Origin of the sequence: Streptomyces sp. CA-106110 (assembly GCF_050936285.1) — a bacterium.
GTDB lineage: Bacteria > Actinomycetota > Actinomycetes > Streptomycetales > Streptomycetaceae > Streptomyces.
Window position 1 is genome coordinate 3135381 of the sequence record NZ_JBNJNB010000001.1, and the last position, 25767, is coordinate 3161147.

The following is a 25767-nucleotide window of genomic DNA, read 5'->3' on the forward strand; positions in this document are numbered from 1 at the left end:
GCGTTGAACGCATCCGTTTCGGCTACTGAGTGTGGCGGCGCCAGGGCAGGCGGCGCCGCGCGGGCGGGTAGAGGATGGCGCGCACTGCCGTGCCGAAGTTGGCGGCAGCAGCCTCGAACTCCTCCGGCCTCCGGGACTCGTGGTACTGGAAGGCAGCCGTCCTGAAGTGCTCTGTCGCTTCCCGGATTCCTGGGTCCGAATGACGCATGAGCGGTGCGGCAGCAGCGACGACGGCTTCCAGCTTCGGCACGAGGCTGGCTGTCGCGGTCTTCATTCGCTCGCGCTCTAGCGCCAGGTACCAGCCAGCTCCACCGATGGCGGCCGCAATCTGGCGCCGGTCGGAGCCCCTGACGAAGGCAGCTGGCGCGAGGCCCGTGACACTGGCCAGAGCGAAGGTGCGCAACCACTCCAACCAGCTGCTCCGCAGCACCTTATCCGCGTCGATGGCGGCGCGAAGGCCAGCGACGGCTACCACCATCGCCTCGAACTGCCGTCCAAGGGTGTCCTGCTCGGCCTTCGCCTCGGCGCGGGATGTGGTGCGCGCCGTCAGCCAGGCGCCGAGTGCGACGGCGCCAAGGGTCCCGGCGAGGTTGATCAGGCCGTTGACATCGATGTTCACCGGGTCAGCTTGTCGGGGGCCGTGCAGGCGCGCGTGGCTGTTGCGGAGCCGTGACGGCCTGGGCGCTACGTCGTGACCTGCCACCCGACCGTCGTCAGTTGTCGGCCTTGTTGGTAGAGCGCTGAAGACGATGTGACTCCGATCTTATGGCCGGCGTGGAGCATGGGACGGGCCCGCAGCCTGGACGACTGCGGGCCCCAATTGCCGATCTGTTCGCGGGTCAGTGCAGGCTCTGGACCCAGAACACCAGCAGGCTATGGACCCAGAACATCAGCAGGCTGACCGCGCCCGAGCCGAGGCTGTACGCGGCCCCGCGGATCAGCTGTTCCTGGACAGTGCGCCCATGTCGTGCGGCCCATTTCCGCAGGTAGCGGACCATGCGAGGCCTCGGGCCGTCCATGTTGCTAGTCTTCAAGCGTCACCTTCTTACGTGGGTTACGTGAACTGGGTGTCGCGCAGAGAGCCCTCCCGGCGGATGGCGTAGGAACCGTGCCGGGGTTGCAGGGCTCTCTTTGCGTTATGGGGAGTCTAGGGAAGCCTTGTAGGGACGAAGGGACCGTGCGAAGCAATCTCGCTGGCTGCGCACGGCATGTAACGGTCCGTCACGCGCGAACGCTCGGCTACATGTCCTCACATGCACTCACATCCAGTGAGATCCAGCGGAACGACGGATTCACCGCTCCGACTGTGTACCCCGTCACATTTCGCCAACTCGGCTCAGTGGGGCGGGACATGAGGAACGGCACCTAAGAGCCTGTCGGGTGGCTGGTTGATTACGCTGCGATGAGGTCTTCGACGGTCTTGGTTCGGGCAGTCTTGCGGTGGGATTCGTGGCTCCACCGCGTTGGCTGCCCGGCGAGCCGGACGAGCATCAGGCGGATCATCGCCACCTTGATCATGGCCTCGGAGGTCGCGGTCAGCCGTTCGTAATCGCGGGCCAGTCGGCGGTTGCGGACCAGCCAGCCGAAACTTCGCTCCACCACCCAGCGGCGGGGCAGGACCTTGAAACCCTTGACATCGTCGGTCCGCTTCACGATCTGGACGACGATGTCCAGCGCGTTGCGAGCCCATGAAAGCAGCGTGGAATCAACAGAGTTGGCGTATCCGCCGTCGGCCCACACCAGACTGACCGTGCGGAAGCCGGCGGCGAGCCGGGCCAGGACGGCGCGGCCTCCGGCACGGTCCTGCACGGACGCGGAGGTGACGGTGACGACCAGCAGCAGGCCCATCGTGTCGACGATCAGATGCCTCTTCCGCCCCGTCGTTCGCTTGCCCGCATCGAATCCACGCGCCTCGCCGCCCTCGCTGGTCTTGACCGACTGGGCGTCGATCACGGCGGCCGACGGCTCGGGATCGCGTCCGGCCCCGATCCGGACCTGACGGCGCAGCTCGCCGTGGACGCGGTCCCAGGTGCCGTCCCGGCGCCACTTGGTGAACCAGCGGTGGGCCGCGTCCCAGGGCATCAGGTCGCGCGGGAGCATCCGCCACTGGCAGCCCGAGCGCAGCACGTAGAAGATTGAGTCGAGCACCAGCCGATCCGGGTACTTGCGCACCCCGCCGCCTTTCCGCAGGTCACGCATGGGAAGGAGCGGCTGGATGATCTCCCACATCTCATCGGTCAGGCTGGACGGATAGCACGGGCCGCTGACGGCCTCGGAGTTGTCGCACTGGCACACACCACGTGATCATTCCGGGGCCGTCGCCATGCCCAGAGGGCAGATCGCGACCGTCACGCATCACGCATGATCAGCCACCCGACAGGCTCTAAGGCGCGCACATTCTGCGATCAGCTGCTGGGGCGCTCAGCCATCCAGCCATTTCCGCACGTCAGCAGTGCCTAGCAGAGGTTTGCAGAAGTTCGCGGAAGTTCGCGGATACGCACCTGTGGCCACCTGTGGCCATGTGTGGACACCCACCGACCTGCGGTTTCGCCGATTGGCCGATTTTCGTCGCTGATTGGCCGACTTTCGTCGCCGACCGAAGCGTCCGCGACAGCGCCGTCAGTCGCCGAGCTCGAGGTCGGCCCTATCGCTCCCAGGGGCGATCTGGGAACGCCGACGCTTATCGGGCTTCGGAGCCGTGGGGCCGCGCCAGACTTCGCGAGCGATCCAGAGGAACAGTAGGCCGAGGACGCCAGAGCCGATGCGGCCCCCGATGCTGCCCCCCGGCAGGAACACGCCGATGATGCCGCTCACGCCCACAAACCCGAAGAAGATGGCGATGAGCACTCTGACGAGCTTTCTCATGCGCGGATCGTAGGACCGCCGTGCCGTCTCGGGAAGGCTCGGACACCGCGGTCACTCGTCGAAGGACAGGTCGATGTCCGGTCGGCAGACGGCGCACGGGTCCAGGCCCTCGCGCAGCGCAGCGAGGGCATCGTGCGCGTCGACCTGGTGGGCCGGACCGTCGTCGACCTCGCAGGCGCCGATGTGCAGGGTCAGCCGTGGCGGTTCGTTCTCGCCTCCCTGCTCGACGACCTTGAAGGCGGGCTTGTGATCGCCGGTGAAGGTCGGCAGCGAGGTGGGGCGCGGCGGCTTCGCCGGCGGCGCCGGCGGGGGCGTGGCCGGCTGCTCGCCGTCGGCCTGGGCGAGGGCCTGGGCGACGGTGCCGTGCTGGAGCCGTAGGAAGATTCCGACGGTCGCATTGTCGGTGACCTGTTCCTCGAGCCGCGCGAGGATGACGCGCAAGCGCATGGGATCCGGCGGAAGCTCGCTCACACGTTCGATTCAAGCGCTGGGTCTGGCGCCGGTCGAGCCGGGGCGCGAATCCGTACGGGCGAGTCGTGACTCACTGCATCGGCGGACGGCGCGATCGAGTCGTGTGCCGGCCGCTGTCGCGGGAAGCTGGATCAGGAGCACCGCGAGACCCCACGCGCGGTGCGCCCGCTCAGGTGGAGATATGGCCTTTTTTGCGATCTCGAAGCGACACCCCTTGGAATTGCTGTCCGCTACCGATTTGGCGATGGCGTACGAGCTGCTCTCAGAGGAGAACACGCAGCTTCGGCGCGCCGTGGCCTCGCACGCAATCATCGACCAGGCCATCGGCGTCATCGTGGTCTTGGGACAGATCCCGCCCGAGGAGGGCTGGCGCGTGCTCCGTGACGTCTCCCAGCGCACGAACATCAAGCTTCGGACAGTCGCCGACCACGTCCTCAAGTTCGCACAAGGTCGCGCTATGCCGAACGCCGAGCTGGAGCAGCTGACGCAGGCGATTGACCGATACAAGATCGGCGGCTTCGTCGGCCACCCGGGGCGGTGACGTGTCTAGGGGCGCGTCCGGGGCTTATCCGCCCGTGTGTGCCGACAGCTTCGGCGGCCATCGACGGCTCTGGCGAACGGCGGCACGATGCCAGCGGAGCTCACGGGCGGAGGTGTCATCGAGTTAGGGCATATGGTGACGCGGCCCGGGATAGCAGTAAAGGCACTGTGATCAGGCTGTGGCACAAATCAGCGCTGCTCTTCATAGGTGTGTTGACCTCGCGATAGGCCGCTGCGACCTGTGACACCGCGGAGTCACGCCACGCTGAAGGCAGTGGCCCAGGGACGTGGGTCACTGCGCCTGCTCTTTGGGGAGAGATCACGGGCGCCAGCGGAACCTGTCAAAGCGATCAAGGCAGGTAGGTCGTTCTAATGTTGCGCCGGTATCAGTGGGCCTGCTGGTGTCGGCTTGTTGATCCAGGCCGCTGCGGGGAGCTTTGGAGGCTCGGGGGGTTTGCGGACGAAGCGTTCGGGGTGCTTCGCGTAGACCGTCTCCAGGACGTCGGCTCGCATCTCACGGAGTTGTTCGGCGAGGCCGAAGTGCACGTCGTAGGGGGTGTGCAGGCCGATCCCGGAGTGCCGGTGCTCTTGGTTGTACCAGGTGAAGAAGCGGGTGCACCACGCGCGGGCGTCCTCGAGGGAGCCGAATCGGTCGGGGAAGTCGTGCCGGTATTTCAGGGTCTTGTACTGGCTCTCGCTGTAGGGGTTGTCGTTGGACGTCTTTGGCCGGGAGTGTGACTTGGTGACGCCGAGACCCGCCATCATCTGGGCAACGTTCTGCGCGACCATCGGGGACCCGCGGTCGGAGTGGATCGTCAACTGACCTGGTCCGATACCGTACTTGGCGATCGTCTCGGACAGGAAACGCTCCGCGAGATCCTTGTTCTCGTGGGCGGCGATCATCCAGCCCACGGTGTAGCGGCTGAAGATGTCGATGATTGTGTAGAGGCAGTAGTAGACGCCCGTCACCGGCCCCTTCAGCTTCGTGATGTCCCACGACCAGACGCGGTTCGGAGCCTCGGCGACCAACTCGGGGACTGTCCGGGGCGGGTGGACGGCCTGGCGGCGGCGTTCACGGACCTCGCCGCGCCGGCGCAGGAGCCGGTACATCGTCGATTCCGAACACAGGTAGACGCCACGGTCGAGGAGGACGGCGTAGATCTCGGCGGGGGCCATGTCGGCGAACTCCGGGGAGTGCAGCACGTCGAGGACCCATATCTCCTCCTCGGGCGAGAGCGCCCGGGGATGCCGCCGCCGTTCGCGCCGCGGCCGCTGGGGCGCGGGGCTCTGGCGGTGGTGGCGGTAGTAAGTGGCCCGGCTCACGCCGAGCGCCGCGCACGCCTGGACCCGTCCGACCAGCAAAGTGAGCTCTTCGAGGGCCTGGCCGCGGGCGGTGTCGAACACCACGGCCGCGACCTGGGCTTCGCTCACTGGTTCTTCTCGCCGTGCCGGGTCGGGGCGCTGTCCGTGGCGAACTGGTCGAGCAGCGCGGAGAGTTTTCCCTGCACCTCGATGACGGTGCGGGCCTTGGCCAGATCGGCCTCCAGCCGGGCCTTCTCCGCCTTGAGCTTCTCGATCTCCTTGTCCCTCGGGTCCGCCTTCGGCCTCCCGGCCGGGGCGGCGAGCGCGTCCAGGGCACCCTTGTCCCGCTGCTGCCGCCACGTCGTGATCAGCGACGAGTACAGGCCTTCTCGCCGCAGCAGAGCACCCTTGCCCTTCTTGTCCAGCGTCTCGTACTCCGCGAGGATCCTCGCCTTGTACTCCGCTGTGTACCGGCGCGGGCCGGCGGAACGGGCTGCTACCTGCGGATCAGGGGTCCCGTGGTCGTTGGTGCTGGCCACCTGGGCACTACTCCTTCTCCGCCCTCGACTCAATGAATCATCCAGTATGTCTGACTCGGTCTACTTTGGCAGAGAGGGCAGCGTGCAGGGGCGGACCCGGTAGCCTCCGTGACGGGTCTGCCCCTGCAAGCAAGAGACAAGCCGGCCTGCGCGTCTCACACGTGGCTGGGCGCCCAGACCTTCAACGCGGCGGGGCGGGGGGAACCGTCATTGGTCGGACGGCCGGGAACTGTTGGCCATGACGAGCAGGGAACCGTGCAGGGCTTCCGTCACCGTGTGCCCGTGTTGGGCCAGCAGCTCGGAAACGGCCGTCTGCACGATGGCCAGCATGCTGTTGTGTGAGGTTCCGGGCTGTTCCGCAGCCAGAGCGTTGAAGCCGTCGGAGGCCTTCCACTCAATGAGGGCCCCGGTAGGGACACGGGTCACGTGCAGGCCTGGCTGACGGTTGTCGTCGGCGACGAGATGGAAGCCCGCTTGAATGAGGGTGCTCTTCACCTGCGCGAAGAACTCTGGATGGACCGATGGCACAAGCCGCGCCTGCCCCGGCTCGCTACGTTCACACATTTCAGTCTGGGCATGGCCGTCCGGTGCGCCTGCACTTACGTGGGCTCGCGAATCAGGCGAACTGCCAGCCGAACAGCTGACCATGGTCGCCCACCTCGGCGGTCAGCCACGCGCCCGGCAGATCATCGATCTCGACGCCGATGGCGGAGGCGATCTCAGTGGCCGGGTAGCGCCTCGGTTCGGTGCCCGCTCCGGGCGACGTGTGGTCGACGAGCTCTGCCTGGTCGCCGGACAGCAGCAGGACGCGGACAGTAACGCGGTCGGTGGTCATGGCTGTCATTCCTCTCAGTAACAGGGTGAGCCTTTCGCACGGTTTTCGCAGATCTGACCTCGGAATGCGGTCAGGCCCTTGCGGGTGGAAGGTGGAGTCATGGTGGAGTATTGCGTGATCGTGGCGGCGCCCTGCGGATCGGGCGGCCGCCGCGTGTGCGTTGATGACGCGTTCCTGGGCACGGCGTCCTCGCTGCACGAGTTGATGGTGTTCCTGCAACACGCCGGGCTGGTGGGCGGGGATGAGCTGGATGTGGCCGAATCGGACCTCATCGAGTGGCACGGCGGTGGTCCCGAGGTGTGGCCGTGCCAGGGTGGCGGGCCTGACTGCTGGATGGCTCCTGACGGGTCCGCCCGCGGGTGAGGGTTACGGAGCGGGCCTGACGGGAGCCGTGTGTTGGATGGCGCCAGTTCACCGTTGCACGGGAGGCGCGGGGGCGAGGTACTTCGGGCGTGTCGAGCCGCTCAGGGATGGACTGATCACTCGTTCGGCCCCACTGGCGAAGGCCGCGCGGTGAAACGCTGGGGCCTCGCTCGTCACCGGGAGCAAAGCGCCGGGTCGGCACGGCCCGGCTCATTCCAGCCCTGACGATCGCCCTAGCGGGGCTGCCTGCCTAGCTGAAGCGGCTGTTCGTGCTGCGCATCAGCCGGGAAGCAGCCTCAGCGAGCCGGTCGGACGACTCCCTTCCCCCTCCCGGACCGGCTCCACCCGGGCGACGGGGGCGCGCTGCAACCGCAGATGGCCGAGCCGAGGCACGGTCGCGGTCTGGGCTCAGCCTTCCTCGTGGCGCCGATAGCCACGGCGGTCCTCGAGGGCCTGCGTGACGGTGGCGCCGTACCAGCGGTGCGCGCGGACGCCGGCTACCGCACGCCGGCGGACTATGTCGTACTCGACACTCGTACTCGACACATGCTTTACTAGAGACATGTCAACTCCCAGGCTGACAAAGCCGACCATCGCCGTGCTGGAGGTGCTGTTGGCTGCGACAGAAGATGCCCCTGCATGGGGGCTGAGCATCTGTCGCGACGCCGACCTCGGCTCCGGCACCGTCTACCCGATCCTCGATCGGCTCGAAGAGCGCGGCTGGGTCTCCAGCCGGACCGAGGCCGAACCACATCCCGGACGACCGCCGCGGCGCTACTACACCCTCACGAACACAGGGCGTGCGCTCGCCAATAGCGCGCTCGAAGCCCGCCGCGCCCGGCGGCAGCACGTACTTCGATGGACGGGCGGTCAAGCGTGAAGCTTCGCGTCGATCGGCGCCAACTTCTGTTTGCCGTACCGGCCGAGGTAATCCTCTCGGGATCCCTGTTCGGCACAGCATTAACGATGGCCGCAGCCGTAATGGCCTTTAGCTTGAACCCGGTCACGATCGCCACAATGGTCCTGTGTTCGGCTTGGTGGCTCGCCGTCCTGTTCTCGTGGAAACCGCTGGTTGCATACTCCAGAGCGTCCCAACGTGCTCATTCCGACTATCGAGCCTGCTCGGGGGAGTTTTCGCGGTCCATCGACTTGCGGGAGCGCATGCTGCACTTGCAGCAGAAGTTGGAGACGACCGCCGACCCAGATGAGGCTGCGGCCTATCGCGTGCGGCTCCTCGCGCTGGTGAATGAGCTCACGGAACTCATGAAGAAGCTGACCCCGGCCCACGAGCGAATCGCGCAGGCCCTGGCTGAGGCGGAGTTCTGGGATCAGCAACTCGCGCCACGGCGGGCCGTGGCATGGACGCGTCGGAACCTGGTCACCGGCCTCACTGGCCTCGCGATCACTCTCGGGGGAGAGCGTGGCGCTCGTCTGCGCGATACGTGGATGGCTGACCTTGCCGGGGCACCCGAAGAGGGACTGACCATGGGGCGGTGGCAGCAGGTGGGCCACGCTGCGGGCTTCGTACTCGCGGCTGCCCGAATGCGCAGCTGTGTCATGTCGGAGCCATTGTGGCGGCCGGTGGACTGGCTGCTCTCGTCGGAGTCGCGGACCCACACCACGAGCACACTCGCGGTCGGCGCTCAGGTCATCTACATCGTTCGAGAGGACGGTATGCACGGCCTCCTCACCGACGGGTGGGGGTGGTGCGGGGGATGCGCTGTGGCCCTCCACCTCTTCTTCAGGTGGCTCCGCAAGGTCCGCGGCATCGAATTGGCCGTGCCCGGCGGTGACTCCAGCGAGGACTAGTAGGCTGTCGCGGCTAATGCTTGGGGTAGAGGTGGCGCAGTTTGATGCGTGCATCGTGGGTGGTGAACTGCCAGTCCACCTGGCGTTGGTCGGTGTTGGTGGCGTTCTGCCACGCTGTGAGTTCGGTGTTGAGGATGTCGAGGTCGCCGATCCGGCGGTCGAGGCATTGTCGGGTCAGCGCGGAGAGTTCGATCTCGGCAATGTTGAGCCATGACCCGTGTTTGGGCGTGTGGTGGATCTCGAGGCGCTGGGCCAGGGCGAAGGCCTCTTGTGGTTCGAATGCCTCGTACAGCGAGGCGATGTTGTGGGTGTTGAGGTTGTCCATCACCAGCACTACGGCGTCGGCGTCGGGGTAATCCACGCTCAGTAACTGCTTGACCTGGCTGGCCCAGTCGATCCGGGTCCGTTGGGGCAGTGCCCGGGCTCGGCGCCAGCCGCGCAGGGGCTCGGCCCACACGAAGATGGAGCACGTGCCGCAGCGGATGTACTCGCTGTCCTGGCAGGCGTCGTGACCGGGGCGGGCCGGGAGCGGGTCGCGCGCGTGATCGAGGAGCTGGTAGGGCTTCTCGTCCATGCACACCACCGGACGTGCCGGGTCGTAGGGCCGGGCATAGACGGCTAGTACGTCTTCCATCCGGGCCGCGAACTCCGCGTTCGCTCGTGGCGGGATGGTCCAGCACTTCCTCAGATGAGGACGCAGTTCCGTTTTTTTAGGATCCTCCCGATGGTGGAGTGGTCCAGATCGGGGATGTCCTCGGCCAGTGCGACGTACTTCTCCAGCAGCCGCAGCGACCACCGGGCATAGCCCCGGGGCGGCTGTGAGCAGGCCATCGCGATCAGCCGGGCTTCGACCTCACCGGTCACCGGCGAGGGCACCGGCGGGAGGTCGCGTTTCTTCCGTGTGATTGTGGCGTGAACATCGCTGCCGGTCTCGGCGAAACGCTTGGCGACCAGCCGCAACGTCTCACCGGAAACGCCGAGCCTGGCCGCGATCACCTCCTTGGAATCAACCTCACCCACCGAGGTGTCCAGCGCAAGCAGCACCCGCGCGCGCATGATCATTGAGGCGCCACGAACACCAGTCGTGGTCACCCGGATCAGCTCCTCGCGATCCTGCGCGGTCAACGTGACCGGCCGCTTCTTCTGCGAACCCATGACAACAGTCCTGCCTGGCAGAAGAGACGGAATCTGCCAGACACCAACCTCCCACCAGATACGCCATCATTAAGCAGCGACACGCTACTAGCGGTGATTTGTTGACCTGGGGCGGAACGTGCGGTAGGCCGGTAGGCGGGGGCGATGTTGTTCGGAGGTGGTCGCGATGGTGACCGCGAGGCGTCCGTGCCCGCCGGCGCCGGGGCCGCTGGAGGGCTACGCGGCCCGGTTCGACGACCTGTTCTCGTCGCTGGCGCAGCGGCGCGGGTTTAGGGAGTACCTGACCGGGCTGCTGGCCCCGCGGGACCGGAACAAGACGCTGACCTGCCTGGCCGGGGCGGAGCCGGTCGTGGGGGCCCAGCACCCGGCGGTGCAGCGGCTGCAGTTCTTCCTGTCCGAGTCGACCTGGGACCCTGAGCGGGTCAACGCCCGGCGGCTGGAGCTGCTGCTGCAGGGCGAGGCGACCGCCCCGCACGCCGGCGGGGTGCTGGTCATCGACGACTCCGGGGACCGCAAGGACGGCACTGCCACCGCGCACGTGGGCCGGCAGTGGCTGGGCCGGTACGGCAAGACCGACAACGCCGTGGTCACGGTGACCACGCTGTGGGCCGACGAGCGCCTCTACTACCCGCTGCACGCCGTGCCCTACACCCCGGCCCACCACTTCCCGCGGGGGAAGAGCGACCCGGCCTTCCGTACCAAGTGGAAGATTGCCGCCCAACTTGCCTGTCAGGCCAGGTTCTTGGGGATCGCGTTCCGGGCGGCGGTGGCCGACGGCGCCTACGGGGACCTGGACGACTTCCGGTGCGAGCTGCACGCCGCCAAGGTGCCGTTCGTGATGGCCGTCAAGCGCCGCCGCGGGGTGTGGGCCTACGGCGACCAGGCCCGCACCCCGGTGGACGCCGCCCGCGAACTGGCCTGGCACGGCCCCGAGGAGCCCGGCGCCTGGACGCCGGTGGTGCGCACCTTCCGCGACGGGCACACCGCCACCTGGTGGGCCGCCGACGCCACCTTGGGCTTTTGGGGTCCGGACGGCCTGACGCGGCTGGTGGTGGCCACCGCCGATCCGTCCACCCTGCCCGCGAAGGCCACCTGGTACCTGGCCACCGACCTGCCCCGCCCCGGCTCCCCACGCGCGGCCGAGTCCCCCTATCCGCCCGCGGACCTGGCCGAGGTCGTGCGGATCTACGGGATTCGGAACTGGATCGAGCAGGGCTACAAGCAGGTCAAGGACGAGCTGGGGTGGGCCGACTTCCAGGTGCGCACCGATGTCGCGATCCGCCGCCACCAGACCCTGGTCAATTGCGCGTTCGCCTTCTACTGGGAAGCAGGACGCACCAGCGCGGGACCTGAGAGTACGTCACCACTGATGCCGGAAGCCGACGCTGGAGAGAGGGGCCCGGCACTGCCGACCCCGCCCCCACCACCGTGCTGGCCGAAGGCGATTCGCGCCGTCCGCGGCTGGCTGACCCCGTCGATCGTGCTGCAACGCTGGTGGCGGGCCTGGTCCAACGCGCCCCCTCCACCCGAACTCCAAGCCCTGATCGACGCGGTCACCACCGGACAGACCCTGAACCTCTACCCCCCGAACTAACAAACCACCGCTAGTGCCGTATCAGGCAACGTTTGCCCTGTCGTGATGTGACGCGCCGCTCGGGTCCTGTTCCGTGCGGCGTGTTGCCGTCAGGCTGTGCGGGTGGCAGAACGAGTACGTGTCCGTGAGATCGACGATGACGAAGGCAGGCGGCTTCTGCGGATCATCCGCAGGGGCACCGGATCGGTGGTGACCTGGCGGCGGGCCCAGATAGTCTTGCTGTCCGCGCAGGCCATGCCGGTGGCGAAGATCGCCGAGGTGTCGTTCACGAGTGATGACCGGGTCCGCGATGTGATCCACAACTTCAACACCGACGGCTTCGACTCCCTCTATCCCAAGTACAAGGGCGGCCGGCCAAAGACCTTCACGCTGCCCGAGCGGCGCGAGATCAAGAAGATCGCCAAGTCCAAGCCCACCGAGCACGACCTACCGTTTTCCACCTGGAGCCTGACCAAGCTGGCGGACTTCCTGGTCGCCGAGGGGGTGGTCGACGACATCAGCCACGAGGGCCTGCGCATCCTGCTCCGCGAGGAAGGCGTCTCCTTTCAACGCATAAAGACCTGGAAAACCTCCCGCGACCCCCACTACGCCGCCAAGAAGGCCCGGGTCGAGCACCTCTATGCGATCGCCGACGGAGAGGTGATACCCGAGGACGACGAGCCCGAAGTGGTCTTCTGTGTGGACGAGTTCGGCCCGCTCAACCTGATGCCCCACCCCGGCCGGCAGTGGGCCGAGCGCGGCGGCAAGCACAAGGACCCCGACCGCGAACCCCGCCGCAGGCGCCGGGCCACCTACAACCGCTACGGCGGAGTACGGCATCTGTTCGCAGCCCTGGACCTGACCAAAGACAAGCTCTACGGCCACATCAAGCCGGTAAAGAGGCGGACACAGTTCCTGGAGTTCTGCCGCTACCTGCGTACCCTCTACCCGCCCGAGACCCGCATCGCGATCGTCTGCGACAACTTCTCCCCGCACCTGACCACGAAGAAATGCCAACGCGTCGGCACCTGGGCAGCCGCGAACAACGTCGAGATCGCCTACACCCCGACCAACAGCTCCTGGCTGAACCGCATCGAGGCCCAGTTCACCGCCCTGCGCTACTTCGCACTGGACGGGACGGACCACGCCAGCCACAAGGAGCAGGGCAGCATGATCCGTCGCTACATCATCTGGCGGAACAAGCACGCCGCTGACGAACGACTCCGCAAGGTCGTGGCTCGGGCGAACATCGCATAGCAGCTGGCCACCCGCTCTCCGGCCGGAGACGCATCAGCCTGCCGAGGGCGCGCCTTGCTCCTTGCTCAGCAAGGTTCCGCGCGGCCCGAAGCCAGCCGAAGAGTAGAAGCGAACGGCTCCCTTGTTCGACGCGAAGATGCCGGCATAGATGATCAAGACACCGCGCTCCGCGGCGGCTTTCTCCGCCGCCATCAGCAAGGCCGCCCCAACGCCCGCGCCACGATGCCCGTCCAGGACGACGGTGTGGATCTCGGCCGCGCGGCGGGGAGCCAGGATCTGATGGTCCGGGGGATCCGCCAGCAGGACTATCTCCACCATGCCCACCACCTCGCCCACCGTCTCGGCGACCAAGATCAGCACTTTGGGCTCGGCCGCAAGCACCTCCTCGAAATGCCTGCGCACGGCCTCGACATCGGGTACGCGGTAGATGGCAGGATCGAGTTGGACATGCCTTTCAGCATTCGCGAGACGCAGGCGAACAAGCGCGGGCACATCCTCCCGCTCTGCAGCCCTGACCAAGATCGGCATGAGTGGGAGCCTTCCAGCTCGCCCACCCCACCGCAAGGCACACGGGGCAACTCAAGACGGGGCAAACGTTGCCTGATGCGGCACTAGACACGAGGGTCCGGGACGCCCAGCCGCAGTGCAGCGTCCCGGGCCCTTCTCGATGGGCACGGAGCCCGGGCACATACGGCGCGGGAAAACGGGACGGCCCCAGCAGCCGCCCCATCCCCATCACTCCCGCTCGAAACGCTGCAGCTGTCCGTCATCACCCACCACGGCGATCACTTCCGCAACGGGTAGTTTCTCCACCGGCACCCGCTCCGGCTGGTCGCGGGCGCCACTCGTCGCGGTAGCCGGGCCGGTCCACGTAGGGCAGGGCGAGCATGCGCAGCAGGTCGTCCCAAACGCCACCTGTGGCTGGCAATTCCGTCCGTCGGACGTGGTTCGCGCGCCGGTCGAACTCGTACAGCAGCCGCCGCTTGGCGTCGACCTCGCGCAGCACCCGCACCGGATCATGCACCACGATATGCAGGGCATCCGCCGTCGACTCGAACACCGACGCCTCGCCACCCAACCGGCCGCCCGCGACGACCTCCGTACCGTCCGCTCCAATGATCGACTCGTCCCTGAGGAACCAAGGGCCCTCGGTGGCCGCGCGGGCAAACCGTTCGTCCTCATCGAGTTGAACGCGCATCCACTGAATCAAGTCATCCATGACTCCCACTCTGCGCTGGTAGGCGCGTCGGCGCTCGACGGCCGGGCGGTCGACGTGATCACGGACGAACGCGGCGACGGCGGCCGCGTCGTACGTCTGCTGTTTCCGCGCATTCCGGGAGGACAGCCAGGCTTCGCGGCGGGCCCACAACTTGCTCACGCCCGCTCGAAACGCTCCAGCTGGCCGTCATCACCCACCACAGCAATCACTTCCGCGCCGGGGAGCTGCTCCAGCGGAATGCCGGTGTCGGCGACGAGGCGGTCCACTGGCACGCGCTCCGGCTCGCCGCCGTCGCCGGTGTGCTCCGTCCTGATCAGCGCCTCGTCGCCGAACAGCAGCCCCACACGGGCCTTCATCCACTCGGTCATGGTCTCCATTCCTCTCGGTAGGCGGGGTGGTCGCCGTACGCGGCGGCGAGCGACTTGATCGACCAGTAGTACGCGGCGTCGAAACCGCCGTCCGGGTACTTGGCCTCGCACTCGCCCTGGCACCACTTGTCGTGGGCCCGGATGATCCGCCGCTTGGCTTCCACTTCGGCGAGAGCGCGGGCCGGGTCGTGGCGGGCGATGTGCTCGGCGAGGACCGGCACGATGCGCTTGGCGATGACAATGCCGCTTTGCGCGCGCACGGAGACTTGGTCATACGACCAGGCCTCGCCACCTGTCCGGCGGACGGTGGCCTTGCGGGCGGTCTCGTCGTCCTCGTCGAGCCGATCGCGTAGGAACGTCACCAGTTCGTCAGCCATGGACCTCTTCCTCTCCCGTGCGCTGGATAGCGAAAGCGCTCACGCTGTGGCGCACGTCCAGCCACGTCTGAACGATGTTGCGGGTCGCCCCCACAGGGAGGCTCGGCACGGGTTGCCCGGGCCGGAGCACGCCGGACATGACCACCTTGTACGCGTCGTCCTCGACAACGACGTCGAGCACGACGTCGATTCGGTCGCCAGACTGGATCACAGTCGGCCTCCCTTCTTGCGATCGGACATGTGCGCGAACCCGGCCGCCAGGCAGATCTCCCACCCGGCGCGGTCGAGCCTCGAGGACCGGCCTACCAGCAAGGCGGGCCCTCCTTGCCGCAAAGGCCGCACCACGCCGCCCAGACACGCACAGCCGGAGCAGCGCTGAACCCGACGGGCGGGAAGGCAGCCGGCCGGACCTGCAGCGGTGCGTTCGAGCGCATGTTCGCTGGCCTGGTCGCCGAACGGCAGCAGGACATGGACGGTGACCCGCTCGGTGGTCGTGGGGTCATCCTCTCGTCCGGTGGTTCGCGGCGGCGATCAGCGTTTGATGCGGCCTCGTACAGCCAGGGCGGCCAGGGCGAGGAGAGTGGGCTCCAGCAGGCGCGAGGTCATCTCGATGTAGGTGCCGGCGGTGGTCAGATCCTGTCCGCTGGAGCGGAACACCACCGAGTTGAGGGTGACGTTCAGGGCCTTGTCGAAGCGCTCGCCGGTGAACCTGTTCCCGGTGGGGTTCTTCGGGTCGTCCTTGTCTATCTCGAAGGTGACCCTGCCTCCGCCGGGAGGCACGGTGCCGGTCGCTTCCTGCTTCGGGGAGTCCTTCGAGATACCGAGGCCCATCAGCAGCAGGATGGTGATGAGCATGGCGGCAGCGAGCCAGCCCATGGCTCGGAGGGAGCGCAGGCCGTAGCCGGACAGCAGCCAGTAGCCCCACAGCAGTCCGCGTTCGCCGGGCGCGGTGCCGGTGCGGTCGTGGCGGCGCATCTCGCACTCGCCGTAGTAGAAGTCGGCGGCGCCGGGCTCGTTCTTGCCGTCCTCGAATGCCTTGCGTAGTTGCCGGTACAGGGCGGCGACGTCCTCGGGGTCGGGAGTGCGGGCGGGGTCGGGGTGGTGCAGGCCGGGGCGCCACTGACGGAGCGAGAGGGGATGGCCTGGGGAGGGTGCGGACTGGCCGGTGGTCTGGGCGCGCCAGTGGTGTTCCTCGGCGAGGGTACGCCGGCGGGTCCAGCGCACCGGCCAGAAGCCGTCGCGGTGCCACCCGGTGGGGGTGGGGGCGAATGTGGTGCGGCCTTCCAGACGCAGCTGGTCGAGATGGAAGGCCCCAGAGAACAGGCAGTCGGTCAGGTCCGTGTCGGCTAGGACCAGATACGCAGCGTCTGCTCCCTGTACCGAGGAGACCCGCACGCTAGCGGAACCAGTGAGCTCATGTTCGCCCAAAGCGACCCCGTCGGCGCGTGTGAAGGGGATAGCGGCAGCCACGACCGCAACTGGTGCGTACAGCACCGCGTGGCTGAGGTCCAGAGTCGCGTATCGCAGGCGTATGGTCGCCGTCGACTCCCACCTTGTCCGCTCGGCCACTACCTCCCGTGCTGCCATCTCCAGCGTCACGGGCAGCCCGAACGCCGCCCGAGAAAGCACCACCCTCCCCGCGCACACTAGCGGCCCGATCACCGACACACCCTCAAACTTCGCCTCGTCGAACCGGGCGTCGCTGGAGAACTGTGCCCCAACGAAACGGGCGCTACCAGAGAACTGCGCCCCGTTGAAACAAGCGTCGCCGGAGAACTGCGCCCTGTAGAAACGAGCGTCGCCAGAGAACTGCGCCCCATCGAACTGGGCTTCGCTGGAGAACTGCGCCCTGTAGAAACGAGCGTCGCCAGAGAACTGCGCCCCATCGAACTGGGCTTCGCTGGAGAACTGGGCCTTGTCGAATCGGGCGTCGCCGAAGAACTGTGTCTTGCCGAGGTCGGAGTCACCGGAGAACCGCACCGCGAAAAACCGGGCGTCGCCGGTGAACTGCGCCCCATCGAACTGGGCGTCGCTGGAGAACTCGGCCCTGTAAAACTGAGCGTGACCGGTGAACTGCGCCCCGTTGAACCGGGCGTCGCCAGAGAATTGTGCATTGGCAAACCAGGCGTTGCCGGAGAACTGCGCTTCGTAGAACCGGGCGTGGCCGGTGAACTGCGTCCCGTTGAATCTGGCGTTGCCGGAGAACTGTGTCGCACCGAACCCAGCATCGCCGGAGAACTGCGCGCTGCTGAACCGGGCATTGCCGGAGAACTGCGCCCTGTGGAACCGGGCGTTGCAGGAGAAATGCGCCCCATCGAACCGGGCGTCGCCAAGGTGGGCTTTGCCGGTGGTGGGATCACGGAGGGCATTGAGGAGTTCGTTGAGCAGTAGCCCGGTGAAGGGCGTGCCGCGGTGGTCGACGTCGGCGCCAGGGGTCAGGCTGGCCAGGTAGACATTACGGTCGGCGCCCGCTAGGTGTGCCAGGCACACGGTGTGGCCGGGCACGTGGATACCATGGCAGCCAACCGGATCGGTGGCTGGATCGGCGCCGTGCCCACAGTGCGGCCAGGAAGGCGGGCTGGGATTCGGCGGCGGGGGCGGTGTCATACCGGCGGCTCCTGGCAAGGGCGTCATCGCATGGCAGGTCACCCAAGACGGACGACCAAAGCGATCATCCGGTTGCGTGGGCATGGGTTGTCAACCATCGGCGAATTGGGGCCGTGTCCTTACGGAGTTGGGGCAGTTCTGGGTCCGCTGCCGTCCCTCGAGGACGATGTCTGCCATAGCGCGGATCGCGGCGCGCGTGGCGGCCTCGTTCTCCCTGTGGTTGTCCGGCCGGCCGCGGGTGCCGCGCAATACGGCGAGCGCCTGGCGCAGCGACTCGTCCAGGACGATGACGAGTTGGTCCGCGTCTGGCGCAGTCTGGCGTATGGCGCGCATGTCGCGGAGCACGGTGTCCTTGCCGACGCCGAGCCGGTCGGCGATGGCCCGGGCGCTGAGCTGCGGCTCTTCCTCGAGTATCTGTCGCACCCTGGTGCGCCGGTGTGCGACAGCGGGTGAGACGGTCCGGCTCACTGCCCCTCCCCCGGTGTCGCATCGGTGGCGCGCGCCGCTGTCTCGCCGACGCGCCTGGCGGGGACAGCAGAAGTGTTCATCGGGGTGTCTCCTCGGTCGCGGGTGGGGCCCGGCGGCGGGAAGCGAGTCGGTGCGCTGGGGGCGCGGGTCGCATGTCCGGCCGCCGGACGAGTGGGGGTCAGGTGACGGTGCGCAGGCGGTACGGCTCCGCCGGGCGCGTGCCGTGGACCTGGTTGTTCTTCGCGGGCGCGATACGCAGAGCGAAGCGGTCGCCTTGGCACTCGTCGACCGGCACCCAGAAGAAGTCCTGCGTTCCGGGGTGGTAGGCGACGAACGTCTCGATCTGACCGTGGTAGCGGGTGGTCCTACCCGAGATCGGATGGATGCTGGCGGTGTTGAACTGGATCGTTCCGGCCATGCGGCCGTCCCGGGCCGTCTTGATCTGGAGGCGATACAGGCGCTCACCGTCGTCCGCGATCACGTCATACCGCTGGTTATCGCCGAACGGCAGTGAGACGGAATCGCTGGCACGGCGAGCACATCGCGATGGGCACCAACGTCGACTGCTACCAGCGCGCCGAGGGCCGAGGGCCGAGGGCCGCTACCGGCTCATGCCGGGCATCATCGCGGCCCTGCGCGACCGCGCGAACCCGTTCTCGATCCTGACCAAGGGCACCCTGATCCTGCGGGACCTCGAACTGCTGAAGCAGGCCTCACAGGTCATCGACGTCGGCATCTCCGTCTCCGTCGGTTTCGTCGACCAGGAGCTGTGGCGCACCGTCGAACCGGGCACCCCCGCCCCGGAGCGCCGGCTGGACGTGGTGCGCACCCTGAGCGAGCACGGCATCGGCTGCGGTGTGCTGATGGCGCCGGTGATCCCGTTCCTGGGCGACCACCCGGCCCAACTGCGCGCCACCGTAAGGGCGATCGCGGCCGCCGGGGCCACCTCCGTGACACCGCTCGTCCTGCATCTGCGACCGGGCGCCCGCGAGTGGTTCACGGCATGGCTGGAGCAACGGCATCCCTACCTCGTGCGCCGTTACGAGCGGCTGTACGCGGAGGGGACCCATGCACCGAAGTGGTACCAGCGACGGATCACCCGTCAGGTGCACGAACTGGCCGAGGAGTACGGCATCGGACCCACACGCCCGGGGATGCCGCGCCGGATCCGCCAGCCCGAACCCCTGACACCGGAACCGGCGGCGGCGCCGGCCGGTGCGACCCAACTGTCGCTCCTCTGAAGGCCTTACGGGCGCACCTCTGACGACACTCCAGGGAGCGCCCTCGCGGTGTCGGTGAGAGTTCACGCTGCCCGCCTGCCCCCTCGGACCGGGTGGGCCCGTCGACCGGCTCTCACCTCTTCCTCGAACTGGCGTGCGCAGCATCCGTATGCTCCGGGCATGAGACTCTTCCGGCCGCGCGGCCGAGACGACGCCGGGCAGAACACGAGATCCCCGTTGGCCCAGGCCACGGCCCTGTACAAGGCCGGGCGCTATGCCGAGGCGGAGGCCGAGGCCCGCGCCGTGGCCGCGGCCCGGTCCCGGCCGCGCGACGACGTGTTCGCGCCCCTGGCGCTGGGCATGGCCGCGCTCGCGACGGGCGCGCAGGGACGCCACGCTGAGGCCTGTGCCGGATACGACGCACTGCTCCCGGCCTTCGGCAGGATCTACGGTGCCGAACACCCGCTGACCCTGAAGCTGCGCTCGGACCGCGCCCAGACGCTGAGCGCGCTCAGCCGGCACGCCGAATGCGAGGCGGAGTGCGCTGCCGTCGCCCGGGCCGCGACCCGCGGCACGGCGCCGGAGATGCCGCTCATAGCGGCAGCCGCCCGCAACGGACAGGTCTACGCCCTCACCGCACAAGGCCGTCACGCGGAGGGCGAGGCGCTCGCCCGCGAGGCCCTCGCCGCCCATCGCATACCGGACCGGCTCACCCTGGTCCTCCGGCTCGGCCTGGCCCGCAGCCTCAACGGCCAGGCCCGCCACGACGAGGCTCTCGCCGAGGCGGAGCGCGCCGACGAGCTTCGCCGCGGCCTGCCCGACGAGGAGTGCCGCCCTGAGACCGGCGCCGTCGAACTGGCCGTGGCCACCGCCCTCCTGGGGCTGGGCCGCGGTACCGAGGCCCACACCCGGGCCGCGGCCGCCCATGATGCCTGTCTGGCCGCCTTCGGTCCGGACCACCGCCGCACCGTCGAGGCCCGGACGCTGCTCGACCGCATCGACGGCGCTTGACCGGGCGCACCGCGCCGGCGGCCGTGACGCTCAGCTGTGATTGAGCGCGCCCGGCGATGGGCGACGCCGACGGGGCTCGAACCAACAATCTCAACCGCTTATATGAGCAATGGTCCATCAACTGGGCCCCGTGACTTCGCGGTTGAGTTGCGCGGTACGCGCCCCGTTGGCCAGGTGGGCGAAGTGCAGGGCGCGGCACTCGGGCGGCGACCGGGCCGGGGGATCGTCCTCCAGGCGCCCTCCCGGCGCATCCCTGACGCCACTTCAGGAGCATCCGAGCGCTTCCCGCTGCCCAATCGGGTCAACCACGGCCCCAACACGCCTTTCCCGGCGGGCTCTCCCGGGACCATGCGGCGAGGACCAGACACTCGTGGTCCGAACCCCTCCGCCCTGGGAGGCCTGACATGAGAACACGCGCAGCCGTGCTGTGCGGCGCCGCCGTCATGGTGGCCGGGACGCTCGCCGCCGTCCCGGCCGACGCGAGCGCACCCCGCGCACTGGACGCCCCGCAAGCGGCGCAGCCCACCTGGAAGAACTGCGGCATCACCAGCTATCCGGCGCTCCAGTGCGCGTCGGTGACGGTCCCGCTCGACTACGCGCGCCCGAGGGAACAGCAGATCACCCTGGCCCTGTCCCGGGTCCCGCACACCGCGAAGAACTACCAGGGACCGCTCCTGGTCAACCCCGGCGGCCCCGGCGGCAGCGGTCTGAAGCTCGCCGGATACGTGGCGTCCGCGTTGCCCAAGGCGGTGGCCGCGCAGTACGACGTGATCGGCTTCGACCCCCGGGGCGTGGGCAACAGCAAGCCCGCGCTGAACTGCAAGCCCGGCTACTTCAACCCGGTCCGCCCGGACTCGGTGCCCCGCCTGCCGTCCCTGGAGAGGGCCAACCTCTCCCGGGTCGCCTCCTTCGCCGAGGCGTGCGCCACCAAGTACGCGGGGCTGCTGCCGTACCTCGACACGGTCAGCGCGGTGCGCGACATGGACGCGATCCGGCAGGCGCTCGGCGCGCCGAAGCTCAACTACTTCGGCTACTCGTACGGCACCTACCTGGGAGCCGTCTACGCGAAGCTGTTCCCGCAGCGGGTGCGCCGGTTCGCGCTCGACTCCATCGTGGACCCCACGGGCGTCTGGTACGAGGACAACATCCAGCAGGACTACGCGTTCAACGACCGCCATCTGGCGTTCCTTGCATGGGTCGCCAAGCACGACGCGAGGTACCGGCTCGGCACCGATCCGGCCCAGGTCGAGGCCAAGTGGTACGCGATGCGGGCGGCGCTGGCCAAGAACCCCGCCAAGAACACGGTGGGCGCCTCCGAGCTGGAGGACACCTTCATGCCCGGCGGCTACTACAACGGCTACTGGCCCCGTCTGGCCACGGCGTTCGCGGCGTACATGAACGACGAGAACCCCGATCCGCTGGTGAAGATCTACAAGAGCATCGGCGCCATCGACGCCGCGGGCGAAAACGGCTACAGCATCTACGCCTCCGTGCAGTGCCGTGACGCCTCCTGGCCGCGTGACTGGGCGCAGTGGCGCAAGGACACCTGGGCGGTGTACGCCAAGGCGCCCTTCATGGCCTGGAACAACGCCTGGTACAACGCGCCGTGCGCCTTCTGGAGGACGTCCTCGCTGCGGCCGGTGGACGTGGCCAACGACGCGCTGCCGCCGACGCTGCTGTTCCAGGCGACCAACGACGCGGCGACGCCCTTCCAGGGTGGTATGACGGTTCATCATCTGCTGCGCGGTTCCAGCCTGGTGGTCGAGCAGGGCGGCGGGAACCACGGCATCGCGCTGAGCGGGAACGCGTGCCTGGACCAGTACCTGACGGACTACCTCACGGACGGCACGGTGCCGCGCGGCTCCGGGGACATCGACGCGGTCTGCCAGAAGCTGCCCGATCCGGAGCCGACGAGCATGAAGGCGGCCTCCACCCTCGAACGCGGCTCGACGCTGCACGGCCTGCTCGGTTTCCGCGGCTGAGCCGCCCGACCGACCCGTCAGGGGCGTTGTCGGACCCTTGGTCCACCATGGACCCATGAGTGAGCCGACCAGGATTCCCGCCCCCGACGGGGTCGCCCCCGCCGCCGCGTACACCCACGTCGTGATCGGCACCGGACGATTCGTCGCGATCTCCGGCCAGATTCCGCTCGACGAGCACGGCGAACTCGTCGGCGAGGGCGACCCGGCGGCCCAGGCACGGCAGGTCTTCGAGAACCTGCGGCGCTGCCTGGCCGCCGCCGGGGCCACCTTCGACGACGTGGTCAAACTGACCTTCTTCGTCACGGACATGGCCCATATGCCGGCGATCCGCGCGGCCCGCGCCGCGTACATACCGGACGACCGGCTGCCCGCCGCGTCGGCGGTGCAGGTGGCCGCGCTGGTGCGACCGGAGTTCCTCATGGAGATCGAGGCGTACGCGGTGGTGGGCTGACGGTACGGACGTCTTTCCCAGCCGCCCCTGTCCATAGGGTGTGGCCATGCACCACCAGCCGCCACGCATCCGACCGATGACCCTCGCCGACTGCGATCGCGTCTCCGAGATACGCGTCCACGGCTGGCGCTTCGCCTACCGGGGACTCATGCCGCAGCCGTACCTCGACGCGCTGAGCGTGACCGCGGACGCCGAGAAGAGGCGCGCCCGCTTCCGCGACGACGGTCACGACGGTGTGGTGAACCTGGTCGCCGAGCGGGACGGCGAGATCGTCGGCTGGGCGGTGCACGGCCCGTACCGGGACGGCGACATACGCACCGCCGATGCCGAGCTGTACGCGATCTATGTCGACCCCGCCCACCTCGGGAACGGGATCGGGCGGGCACTGCTGGAGACGTCGGTCTGGCAGTGCGCGCCCTCGTATGCCCGTATGTTCCTGTGGGTCCTGAGGGAGAACGCCCGCGCCCGGCGTTTCTACGAGCGGGCCGGGTTCCACGCCGACGGCGCCGAGGAGCCCTACGAGGCGGGCGGCATCGCCGTGCCCGAGGTGCGGTATGTGCAGGAACTGACCGGCTGAGGGGTCATCCGGGCCGGGGAATGCGCGCCAACGCGTGCACCACGGCCTCCGCGAGCGCCGGGTGCGCGAGGGCTTCGTTCAGCACCGGCCTGGCCCGGTCGTCGCCGAGCGCGCCGAGTCCCTCCACGCAGGCCAGTGCCACCCTCCGGTAGGGATCGTGCGGCCCCAGCCTGCGCCGCAGGGTGGTGATCAACGCGGGCACGGCCTCGGGGGCGCGCAGTTCGACCAGCAGCCGTACGGGGTGCAAGGCGTAGGCGACGCGCAGTTCGTTCGTGGCGAGGGCGGCCGCGGCACGGGCGGTGCGCGGATCGCCGAGGCGGGCCAGGGCATGGGCGGCCGAGGCGCAGCGCGCCGGATCGCGGTGGTTGAGCAACAGGACGAGCGCCTCGAACGCCCGCCGGTCCCCCGCCATGCCCAGCCGGAAGGCGGCCACCTCCCGGGCCCACAGCGGCCGGCCGGGCTCGGTCAGCACGGCGGCCAGCTCGTCGGGGTCGTCGGTCGCCATCAGCCGCTCGTACACCGCGGACCCGCCGGCCTCGGTCCGGACACGCTCGGTGAGGGATCGCGACGCTTCGTCCATGACGCCGAGCCTAGGGGCCCTCGTAGGAGCCGGGGACCTGCATCACAAACTCGGGGCTGGCGCGCTCGTTACTCGCGGGTTAAGCTCAATCGAGCGAGTTACCCACTCGCGCGACTCGCAGCGGCCTGGTGACGCAGCCGCTGTGAGGCTGGTCGGTTCGGTACTTCGTGTACTTCGTACGACCCGGCTCCGGGACAGGGCCGGTCGGATCACTTCTACGGGCGTGTGCACGCCCGTGTACGGCACCGGGCGTGTGCGCTCGTCAGCCCGGCAGACACCCGCAACCACCGCACTGTGTGCGCCCGTAGACAGATCCAGGCGCACTCCTCAGTCGTCACCTTCTTTTGGAGTCCGCGATGGCCACTCCCCTGTCCGACACCCCTCTGTCCCCGTTCAAGACCATTGCCGTCGTCGGCCTCGGCACCATGGGCACCGGCATCGCCGAGGTGCTGGCCCGGGCCGGCCGCGAGGTCGTCGGCATCGACATCAGTGAGATCGCGGCCGGCAAGGCCGTCGCCGCCCTGGAGGCCGCCACCGCCCGCGCGGTCGACCGCGGTCGCCTGACCGAGCAGGAACGCGACGACGCCCTCGCCCGGTTCCGGACGTTCACCGACCTGCGGGCCGCGGCCGACGCCGATCTGGTCATCGAAGTGGTGCCCGAGTCGTACGAGATCAAGCAGCAGGTCCTGCGCGCCCTCGACGGCATCGTGCGCCCGGACGCCGTCCTCGCCACCGGCACCAACGCCCTGTCCGTCACCCGTCTCGCGGCCGACTCGGCCCATCCGGAGCGGGTCCTCGGACTCCACTTCTTCAACCCGGCGCCGGCGATGCGGCTGGTCGAGGTCGTCTCCTCCGTGCTCACCGCGCCCGCCGCCGTCACCGCCGTCACCAACCTCGCCCTCGACCTGGGCAAGGAGCCCGTGGCGGTGGGCGACCGGCCCGGATTCGTCGCCGACGGGCTGCTGTTCGGCTACCTCAACCAGGCCGCCGCGATGTACGAGGCCAAGTACGCCTCGCGGGAGGACATCGACGCCGCGATGAAGCTGGGCTGCGGGCTTCCCATGGGCCCGCTCGCCCTGCTCGACCTGATCGGCGTCGACACGGCCCGCACCGTCCTGGAGGCCATGTACGCCGCCTCCCGTGACCGTCTGCACGCTCCCGCGCCGATCCTCCGGCAGCTCAGCGATGCGGGTCTGACGGGCCGTAAGTCGGGGCGCGGCTTCTACACGTACGAGGCTCCCGGCAGCCCGGTCGTCGTCCGCGACGCGCTGACCCCGCTGGACGGCGCCTCCCTGGTGCAGGGCCGTCCCGTCGCCTCGGTCGGTGTTGCCGGTTCGGGCACCATGGCCTCCGGCATCGCCGAGGTCTTCGCCAAGGCCGGTTACGAGGTCGTCCTCGCCGCCCGGACCGAGGAGAAGGCCCAGGCCGCGCGGGCCCGGATCGGCAAGTCGCTGGCCCGCTCGGTCGACAAGGGCCGGATGACCTCCGAGGCGGCCGCCCAGACGCTCGGCCGGATCCGGCCGACGGGCTCCTACGACGACTTCGCGGACGTCGACCTGGCCCTGGAGGCGGTCGCCGAGGACCTGGAGATCAAGAGGCAGCTGTTCGCCACGTTCGACAAGGTCTGCAAGCCCGGCGCGATCCTCGCCACCACCACCTCCTCGCTGCCGGTCGTCGCCTGCGCCCGGGCCACCTCGCGCCCGCAGGACGTGATCGGCATGCACTTCTTCAACCCGGCCCCGGCCATGAAGCTGGTCGAGGTGGTCAGCACCGTGCTGACCGCGGGCGATGTGCAGGCGACGGTGCGCGAGCTGTGCACCTCGATCAAGAAGCACCCGGTCGACTGCGGCGACCGCGCCGGGTTCATCGTGAACGCCCTGCTGTTCCCGTACCTCAACAACGCGATCAAGATGGTGCAGGAGCACTACGCGTCCCTCGACGACATCGACGCGGCGATGAAGCTGGGCGGCGGCTACCCGATGGGCCCGTTCGAACTGCTCGACGTCGTCGGCCTCGATGTCTCGCTGGCCATCGAGAAGGTGCTGCACCGGGAGTTCCGGGACCCGGGCCTCGCCCCGGCTCCGCTCCTGGAACACCTGGTGGCCGCGGGCTGCCTCGGCCGCAAGACCGGCCGTGGCTTCCGCGAATATGCCAAGCGCTGACCGGCCCGGCGACTGGTTCCGAGGCGGCGCCGACTG

At 68.6% G+C, this 25767-nt stretch carries 29 protein-coding genes and 3 pseudogenes; 12 read left to right on the top strand and 20 right to left on the bottom strand.

Annotated features, from left to right (window positions below; translation table 11 throughout):
• Nucleotides 1–22: 22 nt before the first annotated feature.
• From ACQEXA_RS14375 to ACQEXA_RS14395, 5 genes are all read right to left on the bottom strand, one after another.
• A complete protein-coding gene (locus ACQEXA_RS14375; RefSeq protein ID WP_433130189.1) occupies nucleotides 23–619 on the bottom strand; it encodes a hypothetical protein in 597 nt (198 codons plus the stop codon).
• A gap of 220 nt (nucleotides 620–839) precedes the next feature.
• Nucleotides 840–1034 (bottom strand): hypothetical protein, encoded by a 195-nt coding sequence (locus tag ACQEXA_RS14380; RefSeq protein ID WP_433130191.1) that lies wholly within the window; start codon nucleotides 1032–1034, stop codon nucleotides 840–842.
• 358 nt (nucleotides 1035–1392) lie between these two features.
• Nucleotides 1393–2295 (bottom strand): IS5 family transposase, encoded by a 903-nt coding sequence (locus ACQEXA_RS14385; RefSeq protein WP_432922401.1) that lies wholly within the window; start codon nucleotides 2293–2295, stop codon nucleotides 1393–1395.
• 324 nt (nucleotides 2296–2619) lie between these two features.
• The gene (locus ACQEXA_RS14390) at nucleotides 2620–2865 is read right to left on the bottom strand and encodes a hypothetical protein (RefSeq protein WP_433130193.1); all 246 of its coding nucleotides are present in this window, start codon (nucleotides 2863–2865) and stop codon (nucleotides 2620–2622) included.
• Between the two features lie 51 nt (nucleotides 2866–2916).
• Nucleotides 2917–3336, bottom strand: coding sequence for a DUF6233 domain-containing protein (locus ACQEXA_RS14395; protein ID WP_433130195.1), 420 nt, complete (start codon nucleotides 3334–3336; stop codon nucleotides 2917–2919).
• A 244-nt stretch (nucleotides 3337–3580) separates the two neighbouring features.
• On the opposite strand from ACQEXA_RS14395, the gene ACQEXA_RS14400 reads away from it, so the two are divergent.
• The gene (locus ACQEXA_RS14400) at nucleotides 3581–3877 is read left to right on the top strand and encodes an ANTAR domain-containing protein (protein ID WP_433130197.1); all 297 of its coding nucleotides are present in this window, start codon (nucleotides 3581–3583) and stop codon (nucleotides 3875–3877) included.
• A 368-nt stretch (nucleotides 3878–4245) separates the two neighbouring features.
• Here the strand turns inward: ACQEXA_RS14400 and ACQEXA_RS14405 are convergent.
• The 3 genes and pseudogenes from ACQEXA_RS14405 to ACQEXA_RS14415 all read right to left on the bottom strand — a co-directional run bounded on the left by ACQEXA_RS14405 (nucleotide 4246) and on the right by ACQEXA_RS14415 (nucleotide 6552).
• Nucleotides 4246–5717 (bottom strand): annotated as a pseudogene (locus tag ACQEXA_RS14405) (IS3 family transposase).
• A gap of 207 nt (nucleotides 5718–5924) precedes the next feature.
• A complete protein-coding gene (locus ACQEXA_RS14410; protein ID WP_433130199.1) occupies nucleotides 5925–6365 on the bottom strand; it encodes a hypothetical protein in 441 nt (146 codons plus the stop codon).
• The gene (locus ACQEXA_RS14415; RefSeq protein ID WP_433130201.1) at nucleotides 6334–6552 is read right to left on the bottom strand and encodes a hypothetical protein; all 219 of its coding nucleotides are present in this window, start codon (nucleotides 6550–6552) and stop codon (nucleotides 6334–6336) included. The genes ACQEXA_RS14410 and ACQEXA_RS14415 overlap by 32 nt, the downstream gene beginning before the upstream one ends.
• A 99-nt stretch (nucleotides 6553–6651) precedes the next feature.
• On the opposite strand from ACQEXA_RS14415, the gene ACQEXA_RS14420 reads away from it, so the two are divergent.
• Entirely contained in the window at nucleotides 6652–6915 is a 264-nt protein-coding gene (locus ACQEXA_RS14420; RefSeq protein WP_433130203.1) for a hypothetical protein, read from the top strand.
• A 408-nt stretch (nucleotides 6916–7323) separates the two neighbouring features.
• Here ACQEXA_RS14420 and ACQEXA_RS14425 read toward each other — a convergent pair whose 3' ends face one another.
• Nucleotides 7324–7479, bottom strand: coding sequence for a hypothetical protein (locus ACQEXA_RS14425; RefSeq protein ID WP_433130205.1), 156 nt, complete (start codon nucleotides 7477–7479; stop codon nucleotides 7324–7326).
• Between ACQEXA_RS14425 and ACQEXA_RS14430 the strand changes: the two genes are divergently transcribed.
• Nucleotides 7478–7795 carry a PadR family transcriptional regulator gene (locus ACQEXA_RS14430; RefSeq protein ID WP_433130207.1) on the top strand — a complete coding sequence of 106 codons (318 nt, stop codon included), beginning with the start codon at nucleotides 7478–7480 and terminating at the stop codon, nucleotides 7793–7795. The two genes, ACQEXA_RS14425 and ACQEXA_RS14430, sit on opposite strands and share 2 nt — an antisense overlap.
• 281 nt (nucleotides 7796–8076) lie before the next feature.
• Entirely contained in the window at nucleotides 8077–8724 is a 648-nt protein-coding gene (locus ACQEXA_RS14435; RefSeq protein ID WP_433130209.1) for a hypothetical protein, read from the top strand.
• Nucleotides 8725–8737: 13 nt separating this feature from the next.
• Here ACQEXA_RS14435 and ACQEXA_RS14440 read toward each other — a convergent pair whose 3' ends face one another.
• Both ACQEXA_RS14440 and ACQEXA_RS14445 read right to left on the bottom strand, forming a co-directional pair.
• Nucleotides 8738–9520 (bottom strand): IS630 family transposase, encoded by a 783-nt coding sequence (locus ACQEXA_RS14440; protein WP_433129699.1) that lies wholly within the window; start codon nucleotides 9518–9520, stop codon nucleotides 8738–8740.
• The gene (locus tag ACQEXA_RS14445) at nucleotides 9409–9879 is read right to left on the bottom strand and encodes a helix-turn-helix domain-containing protein (RefSeq protein ID WP_433128436.1); all 471 of its coding nucleotides are present in this window, start codon (nucleotides 9877–9879) and stop codon (nucleotides 9409–9411) included. The genes ACQEXA_RS14440 and ACQEXA_RS14445 overlap by 112 nt, the downstream gene beginning before the upstream one ends.
• A 169-nt stretch (nucleotides 9880–10048) precedes the next feature.
• On the opposite strand from ACQEXA_RS14445, the pseudogene ACQEXA_RS14450 reads away from it, so the two are divergent.
• Nucleotides 10049–11487 (top strand): annotated as a pseudogene (locus ACQEXA_RS14450) (IS701 family transposase).
• Nucleotides 11488–11575: 88 nt separating this feature from the next.
• Nucleotides 11576–12709 carry an IS630 family transposase gene (locus ACQEXA_RS14455; RefSeq protein WP_433130211.1) on the top strand — a complete coding sequence of 378 codons (1134 nt, stop codon included), beginning with the start codon at nucleotides 11576–11578 and terminating at the stop codon, nucleotides 12707–12709.
• 33 nt (nucleotides 12710–12742) lie between these two features.
• Here the strand turns inward: ACQEXA_RS14455 and ACQEXA_RS14460 are convergent, their stop codons facing one another.
• The 8 genes from ACQEXA_RS14460 to ACQEXA_RS14495 form a co-directional block, all read right to left on the bottom strand.
• A complete protein-coding gene (locus tag ACQEXA_RS14460) occupies nucleotides 12743–13237 on the bottom strand; it encodes an N-acetyltransferase family protein (protein ID WP_432921384.1) in 495 nt (164 codons plus the stop codon).
• A 241-nt stretch (nucleotides 13238–13478) separates the two neighbouring features.
• The gene (locus ACQEXA_RS14465) at nucleotides 13479–14087 is read right to left on the bottom strand and encodes a DUF6221 family protein (protein WP_433130213.1); all 609 of its coding nucleotides are present in this window, start codon (nucleotides 14085–14087) and stop codon (nucleotides 13479–13481) included.
• A complete protein-coding gene (locus ACQEXA_RS14470) occupies nucleotides 14084–14296 on the bottom strand; it encodes a hypothetical protein (RefSeq protein WP_433130215.1) in 213 nt (70 codons plus the stop codon). Before ACQEXA_RS14470 ends, ACQEXA_RS14465 begins: the two co-directional genes overlap by 4 nt.
• Nucleotides 14293–14673 carry a DUF6221 family protein gene (locus tag ACQEXA_RS14475; RefSeq protein WP_433130217.1) on the bottom strand — a complete coding sequence of 127 codons (381 nt, stop codon included), beginning with the start codon at nucleotides 14671–14673 and terminating at the stop codon, nucleotides 14293–14295. The genes ACQEXA_RS14470 and ACQEXA_RS14475 overlap by 4 nt, the downstream gene beginning before the upstream one ends.
• Entirely contained in the window at nucleotides 14666–14884 is a 219-nt protein-coding gene (locus tag ACQEXA_RS14480; RefSeq protein ID WP_433130219.1) for a hypothetical protein, read from the bottom strand. The genes ACQEXA_RS14475 and ACQEXA_RS14480 overlap by 8 nt, the downstream gene beginning before the upstream one ends.
• A gap of 320 nt (nucleotides 14885–15204) precedes the next feature.
• On the bottom strand, nucleotides 15205–17178 hold the full coding sequence (locus ACQEXA_RS14485; RefSeq protein ID WP_433130221.1) for a pentapeptide repeat-containing protein: 1974 nt from the start codon (nucleotides 17176–17178) through the stop codon (nucleotides 15205–15207).
• A gap of 192 nt (nucleotides 17179–17370) precedes the next feature.
• Complete coding sequence (locus ACQEXA_RS14490; protein ID WP_433130223.1) at nucleotides 17371–17748, bottom strand: HTH domain-containing protein; 378 nt, start codon at nucleotides 17746–17748, stop codon at nucleotides 17371–17373.
• Nucleotides 17749–17926: 178 nt separating this feature from the next.
• Entirely contained in the window at nucleotides 17927–18229 is a 303-nt protein-coding gene (locus ACQEXA_RS14495; protein ID WP_433130225.1) for a group I intron-associated PD-(D/E)XK endonuclease, read from the bottom strand.
• Nucleotides 18230–18270: 41 nt separating this feature from the next.
• On the opposite strand from ACQEXA_RS14495, the pseudogene ACQEXA_RS14500 reads away from it, so the two are divergent.
• The 5 genes and pseudogenes from ACQEXA_RS14500 to ACQEXA_RS14520 form a co-directional block, all read left to right on the top strand.
• A pseudogene (locus ACQEXA_RS14500) lies at nucleotides 18271–18989 on the top strand (Rv2578c family radical SAM protein); the annotation flags it as partial.
• 159 nt (nucleotides 18990–19148) lie between these two features.
• The gene (locus ACQEXA_RS14505) at nucleotides 19149–19979 is read left to right on the top strand and encodes a tetratricopeptide repeat protein (protein WP_433130227.1); all 831 of its coding nucleotides are present in this window, start codon (nucleotides 19149–19151) and stop codon (nucleotides 19977–19979) included.
• Between the two features lie 404 nt (nucleotides 19980–20383).
• Complete coding sequence (locus ACQEXA_RS14510) at nucleotides 20384–21961, top strand: alpha/beta hydrolase (protein WP_433130229.1); 1578 nt, start codon at nucleotides 20384–20386, stop codon at nucleotides 21959–21961.
• A 55-nt stretch (nucleotides 21962–22016) separates the two neighbouring features.
• Complete coding sequence (locus ACQEXA_RS14515; protein WP_433130231.1) at nucleotides 22017–22412, top strand: RidA family protein; 396 nt, start codon at nucleotides 22017–22019, stop codon at nucleotides 22410–22412.
• Nucleotides 22413–22458: 46 nt separating this feature from the next.
• Complete coding sequence (locus tag ACQEXA_RS14520) at nucleotides 22459–22989, top strand: N-acetyltransferase family protein (protein ID WP_433130233.1); 531 nt, start codon at nucleotides 22459–22461, stop codon at nucleotides 22987–22989.
• 4 nt (nucleotides 22990–22993) lie between these two features.
• Here ACQEXA_RS14520 and ACQEXA_RS14525 read toward each other — a convergent pair whose 3' ends face one another.
• Nucleotides 22994–23569, bottom strand: coding sequence for an adenylosuccinate lyase (locus ACQEXA_RS14525; RefSeq protein WP_433130235.1), 576 nt, complete (start codon nucleotides 23567–23569; stop codon nucleotides 22994–22996).
• Nucleotides 23570–23925: 356 nt separating this feature from the next.
• Here ACQEXA_RS14525 and ACQEXA_RS14530 point away from each other — a divergent pair, with 356 nt between their 5' ends.
• Nucleotides 23926–25731: a 3-hydroxyacyl-CoA dehydrogenase family protein gene (locus ACQEXA_RS14530; RefSeq protein WP_433130238.1), complete on the top strand. Its 1806-nt coding sequence runs from the start codon at nucleotides 23926–23928 to the stop codon at nucleotides 25729–25731.
• Nucleotides 25732–25767 lie beyond the last annotated feature (36 nt).